The organism is Salipiger sp. HF18 (assembly GCF_011806505.1).
GTDB lineage: Bacteria > Pseudomonadota > Alphaproteobacteria > Rhodobacterales > Rhodobacteraceae > Salipiger > Salipiger thiooxidans.
Genome location: NZ_JAATOS010000134.1, coordinates 1 through 9,637, shown reverse-complemented (window position 1 = coordinate 9,637; position 9,637 = coordinate 1). Strand labels below are relative to the sequence as shown.

Sequence of the window (9,637 nt, the reverse complement as noted above, 5' to 3'; positions counted from 1 at the left end):
CACCGGCGCGTGACCTTCGACACCCTGCCCCCGGCGCGCGAGCCCGGCCACGTGCTCGACGCGCTGCTGCGCTTCGACGGCGTCAGCATCGGCAAGCGGCTTTCCGGGCAGGAACTGTCCGAGACCGCCACCAAGGACGGTCGCTTCGAGGATCTCGTGGGCGCGCCCTCGCTGCCGCTGACCGTGCTCGCGGGCACGCCCCGGCACAACATGGCGGTCGCGGCGCATGCGGGGTTCGGCTCCAACGCGCTCTTCCCGCTGGGCCCCGAGGGCGCCGACCGTCGCGGCGGGCGTGGCGAGGGCGCGGCGGTGCTGCTTTTCGACGAGGGGCAATGGCGGCTGGGGCTCAGGGTCCACGCCGATTACGCCGACCCTCTGGGCGCCCGCCCGTCCCGCGGCGCGCTGCATCTGTGCTTCTGGGACGATGACGGCCGGATGATCGCGCATGAGATCGTGACGCCCGGAACCGGCATCATGTCGCTCGCTTGGGAAAGCAATGTGCCAATTCGTGCCCTGAGTGTTACAAATACCGATCCCGGCGGCATTGCCGTCGATGATATCCTGCACCAGATTGATCCTGCTACCGGGTAGAAAGGACAGCGATGCACTTCTCGAGTCATGCAATAAAAGCATCCTGCGCCAAAGGGTTCCGGGCTTGGGTCGCAACCTGAGGTTCTGGCTGGCCAGGCCCGACGCGGCCCCTTTCGACCCGGGCGACGCACCCCTGGCACTGGGGGCGCTGCTGCTGCGCGCGGCGCGCACCGACTATGCCGGGCTGTTCAGCGCGCCGGCGACGCTCGACGCGATCCTCGCCCGCCGCTACGACCTGACCGCCGCCGAGGCCGCCGAGATGCGCGAAGCCTGCGAGAGGGTCGAGGCCGCCGCGCCGCAGGACAGCCTGCGCTTTGCCGCGGTGCTGCACGTAGCGGTCTGCTATCACGAGCGGCTGGCCATCGCGCTGAGCCTGATCGAGGTGACCGCGGCGCTGGGGATCCGCCACCCGGACAATCCGCTGCTCGCAGCGCTGCTGCAGGCGGTCCTTGGCGTGCACCCTGTGGATCTTGAGTCACCCCGCCGCGCCGGCTGAGGGCAACCCGGAAAATCCCTCTGTTGCCGCGTCTGCATCGCTGTCAGACTGGTGCAAATCAGGCAGGAGGAACATCGCCATGCTCGAGCGCATCAGAACATTCTTCCACCGCGGCCAACCGCCCCGCACGCCCTTGCCCGAGATGGACGCCGCCCACGCCATGGGTGCCCTGCTGGTCAAGGTGGCGATCGCCGATCAAACCTACCTGTTCGAGGAGGTCGAACAGATCGACCGCATCCTCGCCGAGGCCTACGGGCTGAAGCCGCTCGCCGCCGCCAGAATGCGGGCAGGCTGCGAGAAGCTCGCCTTCGAGACGCCGGGCATCGAGGAGATGGCCACGCGCATCAGAGAGGGCGTCGACTACGGGCACCGCCGCGCCGCCGTCGAGGCGATGTGGAAGGTCGCGCTGGCCGACGGCATCGGAAACGAACGCGAGTCCGACCTCGTCGACCTGATCGAGGTCCATCTCGGGCTCGAGCGGGAGGATTCCGAAGCCGCCCGCGACGCCGCCGTGATCCCGTAAGCCTCCGTACGCGGGACGGGCCCTGCCCGGCGCGGCCTCCGGCCTCACGCGGAAAAGACCGCGGGCCGCTTCCGGTTTTCCTCAAACGCGTTATATGGTGGATCATGTTCGCTGATTTCCTTCGCCGGCTCGTCGAGCCCGACCCCGCCCCGCTTGCCGATCACGACGCCCGGCTCGCGCTGACCGCTCTGCTGGTGCGGGTGGCGCGCTCGGACGAGAAATACGACGAGACCGAGCGCCAGCGGATCGACCGGATCGTCGCCGCCCGCTACGGGCTCTCGCCCTTCGAGGCGACGAAGCTGCGCAGCGACGGCGAGGCGCTCGAGGCCGAGGCCCCCGACACGGTGCGCTTCACCCGCGCCATCAAGGACGCGGTGGATTACGAGCACCGCATCGGCGTGATAGAGGCGCTTTGGCAGGTGGTGCTTGCCGACGGCGTGCGCGAGGCCGAGGAAGACGCGCTGCTTCGTCTGGTCTCGAACCTGCTCGGCATCAACGACATGGAGAGCGCCCGCGCCCGCCAGCGGGTCGAGAGCAGGAGCTGAACCCTTTTCCAAGGGGCAAACTGACCGTGGATCCTTGATTCCGCGCAGAATTTGGGCGCCACCCCATGCGGGCGGATGGCGACGGCTTTTCCCGCGCGAATTGCCCACAGCCCCGAAAAACTGCCCATTCGGGACGCAAATACACGCCCTTCGGGTGGGCAAACGCCGCATGACGCGGCGCAAACCGCCATCGTGTCGTCGCTTTGCGCATTGCCAAGCCCGCGCCTTTCCGCCCATCCTCGCGGTGACTTTCAACCACCCCAAAGGTGAGGCTTGCCCGACCCCACGCCCGTCATCGAGATCCGCAACCTTCACAAGGCCTATGGCAGCCTCGAAGTGCTGAAGGGCGTCCATGTCACCGCGCAGCGCGGCGACGTGGTGTCGCTGATCGGGTCCTCGGGCTCGGGGAAATCCACGCTGCTGCGCTGCTGCAACCTGCTCGAGGACAGCCAGCAGGGCGAGGTGCTGTTCAAGGGCGAGCCGGTGATCTGGAAGGGCGAGGGCCACCACCGCCGCCCGGCCGATCCCAAGCAGGTGCTGCGCATCCGGACCAACCTGTCGATGGTGTTCCAGCAGTTCAACCTCTGGTCCCACATGACGATCCTGCAGAACGTGATGGAGGCGCCGCTGACGGTGTTGCAGCGCTCGCCCGCCTCGGTCGAGAAGGCCGCGCGCGGCTATCTCGAGAAGGTCGGCATCGGCGACAAGTGCGACGCCTACCCCGCGCAGCTGTCGGGCGGCCAGCAGCAGCGCGCCGCGATCGCGCGGGCGCTGTGCATGGAGCCCGAGGCGCTGCTCTTCGACGAACCCACCTCGGCGCTCGACCCCGAGCTCGAGCAGGAGGTGGTGAAGGTGATCAAGGATCTCGCCGCCGAGGGGCGGACCATGCTCATCGTGACCCATGACATGAAGATGGCCCATGACGTGAGCGACCACGTGGTGTTCCTGCACCAGGGGCTCATCGAAGAAGAGGGCCCGCCCGAGACCCTGTTCGGCGCACCGAAATCGGAGCGCCTGCAGGGGTTCCTGAAATCCACGACCCACGCCTGAAAGGCGGGGCGCAAAAGACCAACCAAGGGAGCAAAGCAATGAAGAAGATCCTTCTCGGAACCGCCGCGTTGGCGTTCAGCGCCGGCATGGCCCTGGCGCAGGACGTCGTCCGCATGGGCACCGAGGGCGCCTACCCTCCGTACAACTTCATCAACGACCAGGGTGAAGTGGACGGCTTCGAGCGCGAGCTGGGCGACGAGCTCTGCAGCCGCGCCGAGCTGACCTGCGAGTGGGTGACCAACGAGTGGGATTCGATCATCCCCAACCTCGTTTCGGGCAACTACGACACCATCATCGCCGGCATGTCGATCAACGACGAGCGCGACGAGGTCATCGACTTCACCCAGGACTACATCCCGCCCGCCACCTCGTCCTACGTGGCGCTGAGCGAAGACGCGGACCTGACCGGCGTCGTCGCGGCCCAGACCTCGACCCTGCAGTCGGGCTACATCGCCGAGAGCGGCGCCACCCTGCTCGAGTTCGCCACCGCCGACGAGATCGTCGCGGCGCTGCGCAACGGCGAGGCCGACGCGGTGTTCTTCGACACCGACTACCTCGCACCCATCGTCGAGGAATCGGGCGGCGAGCTGATCTTCGTGGGCGAGCCGGTCGTGCTTGGCCGCGGCACCGGGATGGGCATCCGCGAGAGCGACGGCGCGCTGAAGGACAAGTTCGACACCGCCATCGCCTCGATGAAGGACGACGGCTCTCTCAACGAACTGCTGATCAAGTGGTTCGGCGAAGGCACCGACACCTACTGAGCTGACGCCGGCGGCGGGGGCCCTCTCCCGTCGCCGCACCGACCCGGACGCGCATGTTCTCATTCTGCACCGACCCATCGGTCCTTTCGACCCCGGAGTGGTTTGCCTGCTACCTGACCACGGGCAAGCTGATGCTGTTCTACGCCTCCTTCGGGACGGTGCTGCTGCTACTCGCCATCACCGCGCCGGTCGCACTGGCCTTCGGCTTCGCGGGCGCCTCGGCCGCCCGGGCGCGGTTCGCGCCGCTGAGCTGGCTTGGCCGGCTCTACATCGCGATGGTGCGCGGCGTGCCCGACATCGTGTTCTTCCTGTTCTTCGTGATCGCGCTCGACCAGGGCTTCGAGTACCTCCGTCACAAGATCAAGTGCCCGGACTGGACCGACCCGATCCGTCAGGGCTCGGATTTCATCGTCTGCCCGGCAGCCAAGCTGCCGCTCTCGACCTCGCCGCAGATCTGGCACGAGATCTACGGCTTCTCGCTGGCGGTGCTGACCTTCTCCATCGTCTTCGGGGCCTTTGCGGCCAACGTGCTCTACGGCGCCATGCGAGCGGTGCCGCGGGCGCAGATCGAGACCGCGGAGGCCTATGGCATGAGCCACCGGCAGACCTTCTGGCGCATCCTGATCCCGCAGATGTGGGTCTACGCGCTGCCCGGCCTGTCGAACCTGTGGATGGTGCTGGTCAAGGCCACGCCGCTGCTGTTCCTGCTCGGTGTCGAGGACATCGTCTACTGGGCGCGCGAGCTCGGCGGCGCCAAGACCGCGCGCTTCACCGACTATCCGCACGGCGACTGGCGGGTGTGGTTCTTCCTCGGGCTGCTGGTGTTCTACCTGTGCTTCACCCGACTCTCGGAGATCGCGCTCGACCGGATCATGAAGCGGCTCACCCGGGGCCAGGCGACGATGGGCGGCGAAGCCCAGAGGAAGGCGGCGTGATGCGTGTGGCACCTGTCGCAGGGGGGCTCTGCCCCCGTCCGCTTCGCGGCCTCCCCCGGGATATTTGGGGCCACTGGAAGCCCATGGTCGCGATGGAGGCCGTGGCATGAGCTGCTGGGACGTGGTGGCGGACTACGGGCTGCGCTCGCTGGGGATCGGCGAGCGGCTGTTGCCGCGGGACGATTTCACCATCTGCAAGCAGGTGGTGCTGATCGGGTCGGGTATGATCTGGAACGTCTATTTCGGCGCGCTGGCGCTGGTTTCGGGCTTCTTTCTCGCCACCGCGCTGGCGGTGGGCAAGGCCTCGCACAACCGGCTGGCGCGCAAGGCGTCGGAGTGGTTCATCTTCGTGTTCCGCGGCTCGCCGCTCTTCATCCAGTTCTTCTTCGCCTACTTCCTGTTCCTGTCGCTGAAGTCGGTGTCGCCCATGTTCGGCGCCTTCAGCTCGGCGTGGCTTGGGGCGCTGGTGGTGCTGTTCCTCAACACCGCCGCCTACTCGGGCGAGATCTTCTACGGTGCGCTGCTGTCGGTGCCCAAGGGCGATGTCGAGGCGGCCGACGCCTATGGCTTCTCGGGCTGGCCGCGGTTCCGGCGGATCATCTGGCCCACCATGCTGCGGCTGGCGTGGCCCGCCTACACCAACGAGGCGATCTTCCTCTTCCATGCCACGACGCTCGTCTATTTCAGCGGCTTCCCGGCGCTCCAGCAGCGCGGCGACGCGCTCTATTACGCCAATTACTTCGCCGACAAGACCTTCAACCCTTTCGTGGCCTACCCGATCCTCGCCGGCTATTTCATCGTGCTGACGCTGCTGATCATCTGGCTCTTCGGCGCCATCAACACGCGGCTCAACCGACATCTGCCGAGCGAGCGGCGCGCGAGGGTGCGCTACCGACCGAACCTGATGCGCTGAGCTTTCCGGCTGACCCGAGGGAGCCCGGAGACGGCTGCTCCTTCGGCTTGCCAGCCGGCGCGAAGGCGGCTACGGTCGAATTTGATCAAATTCTGGAACCACGTGATGAACGACCCCAAGAGCTGGCTGCGCAAGAACCCGCAGGTCCGCACGATCCGTGTGGCTGCAAGTGACCTCAACGGACAACCGCGCGGCAAACGCGTGCCCGCGCGCTTCGCCGACAAGGTGGTCGAGGACGGCACGCGCTTTCCGCTGTCGGTGATGAACCTCGACATCTGGGGCGAGGACATCGACGACAGCCCGCTGGTCTTCGAGAGCGGCGACCGCGACGGCGTGCTGCGTCCCACCGAGCGCGGCTTCGTGCCGATGCCGTGGCTCGAGGCGCCCACCGCGCTCCTGCCGATCTGGATGTACCACGAGGACGGCCGGCCCTTCGAGGGCGACCCGCGCCACGCGCTGGCGCAGGTGCTCAAGCGCTACAAGGCGCGCGGGTTGACGCCGATGGTGGCGATCGAGCTCGAGTTCTTCCTGATCGACGACAGCGGCAAGTCGCTGCAGGTGCCGGTCTCGCCTCGTTCGGGCAAGCGGCGCAAGGCCGCCGAGGTGCTGTCGATCCGGGCGCTCGACGCTTTCGACATCTTCTTCACCGACCTCTACGACGCCTGCGAGGACATGGACATTCCCGCCGACCAGGCGATCTCGGAGGCGGGGCTCGGGCAGTTCGAGATCAACCTCATGCACCAGGCCGACGCGCTGCACGCGGCCGACGACGCCTGGCTCTTCAAGATGCTGGTGCGCGGGCTGGCACGGCGCCACGGCTTTGCCGCCTCGTTCATGGCCAAGCCCTACGAGGATTACGCCGGCAGCGGCATGCACGTGCATTTCTCGGTGCTCGACGAGGACGGCAACAACATCTTCGACGACGGCGGGCCGCGCGGCACCGACACGCTGCGCCACGCGGTGGCCGGGCTGATGAATGCCATGCACGACAGCACGCTGATCTTCGCGCCGCATCTCAACAGCTACGACCGCCTCGTGCCCGAGAACCACGCCCCCTGCGGCATCTCCTGGGCCTACGAGAACCGCACCTCGGCGATCCGCATTCCCGGCGGCTCGCCCAAGGGGCGGCGAATCGAGCACCGGGTGGCGGGGGGCGACGTGAACCCCTACCTGCTGCTCGCCACGCTGCTGGGCGCGGCGCTCACCGGCATTGAGGACGGCGCCGATCACCGGCAACGCCTATGCGCAGGACCTGCCGCTGATCCCCGGCAGCTGGGAGGCGGCGATGGACGCCTTCGAGACCAGCGCGCTGATGCCGCGGATCCTGCCGGCGGGGCTGATCCGCAACCTGCTCGCCACCAAGCGGCAGGAGCTGCACTACATGTCCGAGCTCTCGCCCTCGGAACAGGTTGAAATCTATCTCGACACGGTCTGAGCCCCCCTTGCCGCGCCCCGGAGGCGCGGCTAGGCTTCGGCCCATCACTTACATTGGTGCTTCATGAAAATCGGCATTCTGCAGCCAGGCCTCGTCCCCGACCTTCTCGTCGAGGAGGTCGGCGACTATCCGGAGCAATTCGCGCGCCTGCTTGACGGGCACGGGTTCGAGTTCGAGACCTGGAAGGTGGTCAACGGCGACTTCCCCTCCGGGCCCGAGGCCGCCGATGGCTGGCTCATCACCGGCTCGCGCCACGGCGCCTACGAGGATCACCCGTGGATGGCCCCGCTCGAGGAGCTGATCCGCGCCATCCACGCCGCCGGCAAGCCGCTGATCGGCGTCTGCTTCGGTCACCAGATCATTGCGCAGGCGCTCGGCGGTAAGGTCGAGAAATCCGACAAGGGCTGGGTCGTGGGCCCGACGCTCTACCGCTATCCCAACGGCAACAAGCTGGTGAACGCCTGGCACCAGGATCAGGTGATCGAGCTGCCGCCCGGCGCCGAGGTCGTGGCCTCGTCGGATCTCTGCGCCAACGCGGCGATCCTCTACCCGGGCCACGCCTACACCGTGCAGCCGCACCCCGAGTTCCAGCGCGACTTCGTCGCGGGGCTGATCGAGCACCGCGCGGCGAACGTGCCGCCGGCGCTGGTCGAAGGGGCCGCCTCCAAGCTCGACCTGCCGCTCGACAGCGGTGATCTCGGCGCGCAATTCGCGCTGTTCTTCAAGGAAAAGAGGATCGCATGAGCGATTTCATCGCGAACCTTCCGCCCGCCGCCGCGACCTATCTCGAGGGCCGCCGGCTCGACGAGGTGGAATGCATCGTCGCCGACCTGCCCGGCATCGCCCGCGGCAAGGCGGTGCCCGCGTCGAAATTCGCGCGCCAGACCTATTTCCACCTGCCGGATTCGATCTTCTACCAGACCATCACCGGCGAGTGGGGCGAGGCCGCGGGCGAGGAAGGCTTCATCGAGCGCGACATGATCCTGAAGCCCGACATGGGCACGGCCAGCGCCGCGCCCTGGACCGGGGACTGGACGCTTCAGGTGATCCACGACGCCTTCGACCGCCACGGCGAGCCGATCCCCTACGCCCCGCGCAACGTGCTGAAGCGGGTGGTGAAGCTTTACGAAGAGCAGGGCTGGCAGCCGGTGGTGGCGCCCGAGATGGAGTTCTTCCTGATCGCGCGCAACCTCGATCCGGCCAAGTCGATCGAGCCGATGGTGGGCCGGTCCGGCCGCCCGGCCGCGGCGCGTCAGGCCTATTCGATGACCGCGGTGGACGAGTTCGGCCCGGTCATCGACGACATCTACGACTTCGCCGAGGCGCAGGGCTTCGAGATCGACGGCATCACCCAGGAAGGCGGCGCCGGCCAGCTCGAGATCAACCTCCGCCATGGCGATCCGGTCAAGCTTGCCGACGAGGTGTTCTACTTCAAGCGGCTGATCCGCGAGGCGGCGCTGCGGCATGACTGCTTCGCCACCTTCATGGCCAAGCCCATCGCCGACGAGCCGGGATCGGCCATGCACATCCACCACTCGGTGATGGACACGGACACCGGGCGCAACATCTTCTCGGGCCCGCAGGGCGGCGAGACCGATGCGTTCTTCCACTTCATCGGCGGGCTGCAGACGCACCTGCCGGCGGCGGTGGCGGTAATGGCGCCCTACGTGAACTCGTACCGCCGCTACGTGCGCGACCACGCCGCCCCCATCAACCTCGAATGGGGCCGCGACAACCGCACCACGGGCATCCGCGTGCCGCTCTCGGGGCCGGATTCGCGCCGCGTCGAGAACCGGCTAGCGGGCATGGACTGCAACCCCTACCTCGGGATCGCGGCGTCTCTGGCCTGCGGCTACCTCGGGCTGATGGAAGAGCGCCGGCCGTCGAGGCAGTTCCGCGGCGATGCCTACGAGGGCGAGGGCGACATCCCGCGCGTGCTGGGCTCGGCGCTGGATCTCTGGGACGAGGCCGATGCCCTGCACGGGGTGCTGGGGCCGGAGTTCGCGCGGGTCTATTCCATCGTGAAACGGGCGGAGTACGAGGAATTCCTCGCGGTGATCTCGCCGTGGGAGCGCGAGCACCTTCTGCTCAACGTCTGAGCCCGCAGACCGGGGCCGGGCCGGAGGGGCGCTGCCCCTCTGCCGCCTGCGGCGTCATTCACCCCGGAGTTTATCCGGCAAGATGAAGAGGTGACCCTTGGACCTGCTGTTCTCGAACGATCGCCACGGCCACTATCCCGAAAGCTGGTACGCGGCGACGGCGATGACGCTCGACGCCTTCCCGGCGCTCGAGGGCGAGACGCGCGCAGATGTCTGCATCGTCGGTGCCGGCTACACCGGCCTCTCGGCGGCGCTGCACATGGCCGAGGCGGGGCTCGACGTGGTGCTG

General features: G+C 67.6%; 11 protein-coding genes and 1 pseudogene. All 12 read left to right on the top strand.

The genetic code is table 11. The annotated features are described in order from the left end of the window. A partial coding sequence (locus HC022_RS12880; protein WP_167452702.1) for a hypothetical protein occupies positions 1–591 on the top strand: 591 nt, incomplete at its 5' end. Between the two features lie 64 nt (positions 592–655). Then, a complete protein-coding gene (locus tag HC022_RS12875; RefSeq protein WP_167452701.1) occupies positions 656–1,087 on the top strand; it encodes a TerB family tellurite resistance protein in 432 nt (143 codons plus the stop codon). A gap of 79 nt (positions 1,088–1,166) precedes the next feature. After that, a complete protein-coding gene (locus HC022_RS12870; protein ID WP_167452700.1) occupies positions 1,167–1,610 on the top strand; it encodes a TerB family tellurite resistance protein in 444 nt (147 codons plus the stop codon). A gap of 104 nt (positions 1,611–1,714) precedes the next feature. Beyond that, positions 1,715–2,155 (top strand): TerB family tellurite resistance protein, encoded by a 441-nt coding sequence (locus HC022_RS12865; protein WP_167452699.1) that lies wholly within the window; start codon positions 1,715–1,717, stop codon positions 2,153–2,155. A gap of 273 nt (positions 2,156–2,428) precedes the next feature. Further along, positions 2,429–3,205: an ABC transporter ATP-binding protein gene (locus HC022_RS12860; RefSeq protein ID WP_008883345.1), complete on the top strand. Its 777-nt coding sequence runs from the start codon at positions 2,429–2,431 to the stop codon at positions 3,203–3,205. Positions 3,206–3,243: 38 nt separating this feature from the next. Beyond that, on the top strand, positions 3,244–3,966 hold the full coding sequence (locus HC022_RS12855; RefSeq protein WP_008883145.1) for a transporter substrate-binding domain-containing protein: 723 nt from the start codon (positions 3,244–3,246) through the stop codon (positions 3,964–3,966). A gap of 53 nt (positions 3,967–4,019) precedes the next feature. After that, positions 4,020–4,901, top strand: a complete 882-nt coding sequence (locus tag HC022_RS12850; protein ID WP_008883165.1) for an ABC transporter permease — start codon at positions 4,020–4,022, stop codon at positions 4,899–4,901. Between the two features lie 106 nt (positions 4,902–5,007). Continuing rightward, positions 5,008–5,814: an ABC transporter permease gene (locus HC022_RS12845; RefSeq protein WP_008883513.1), complete on the top strand. Its 807-nt coding sequence runs from the start codon at positions 5,008–5,010 to the stop codon at positions 5,812–5,814. A 105-nt stretch (positions 5,815–5,919) separates the two neighbouring features. Further along, positions 5,920–7,249 (top strand): annotated as a pseudogene (locus HC022_RS12840) (glutamine synthetase family protein). Positions 7,250–7,312: 63 nt separating this feature from the next. Then, complete coding sequence (locus HC022_RS12835; RefSeq protein WP_008883352.1) at positions 7,313–7,993, top strand: type 1 glutamine amidotransferase; 681 nt, start codon at positions 7,313–7,315, stop codon at positions 7,991–7,993. Continuing rightward, positions 7,990–9,348, top strand: a complete 1,359-nt coding sequence (locus tag HC022_RS12830) for a glutamine synthetase family protein (protein WP_008883238.1) — start codon at positions 7,990–7,992, stop codon at positions 9,346–9,348. Before HC022_RS12835 ends, HC022_RS12830 begins: the two co-directional genes overlap by 4 nt. Positions 9,349–9,445: 97 nt before the next feature. Next, positions 9,446–9,637, top strand: a 192-nt coding sequence (locus tag HC022_RS12825) for an FAD-dependent oxidoreductase (protein ID WP_167452698.1), incomplete at its 3' end; no start/stop codon positions are given.

Coding starts and splice junctions, on each gene's coding strand:
- HC022_RS12870 (WP_167452700.1), top strand. CDS start 1,167: ATGCTCGAGCGCATCAGAACATTCTTCCACCGCGGCCAACCGCCCCGC.
- HC022_RS12865 (WP_167452699.1), top strand. CDS start 1,715: ATGTTCGCTGATTTCCTTCGCCGGCTCGTCGAGCCCGACCCCGCCCCG.
- HC022_RS12855 (WP_008883145.1), top strand. CDS start 3,244: ATGAAGAAGATCCTTCTCGGAACCGCCGCGTTGGCGTTCAGCGCCGGC.
- HC022_RS12850 (WP_008883165.1), top strand. CDS start 4,020: ATGTTCTCATTCTGCACCGACCCATCGGTCCTTTCGACCCCGGAGTGG.
- HC022_RS12845 (WP_008883513.1), top strand. CDS start 5,008: ATGAGCTGCTGGGACGTGGTGGCGGACTACGGGCTGCGCTCGCTGGGG.
- HC022_RS12835 (WP_008883352.1), top strand. CDS start 7,313: ATGAAAATCGGCATTCTGCAGCCAGGCCTCGTCCCCGACCTTCTCGTC.
- HC022_RS12830 (WP_008883238.1), top strand. CDS start 7,990: ATGAGCGATTTCATCGCGAACCTTCCGCCCGCCGCCGCGACCTATCTC.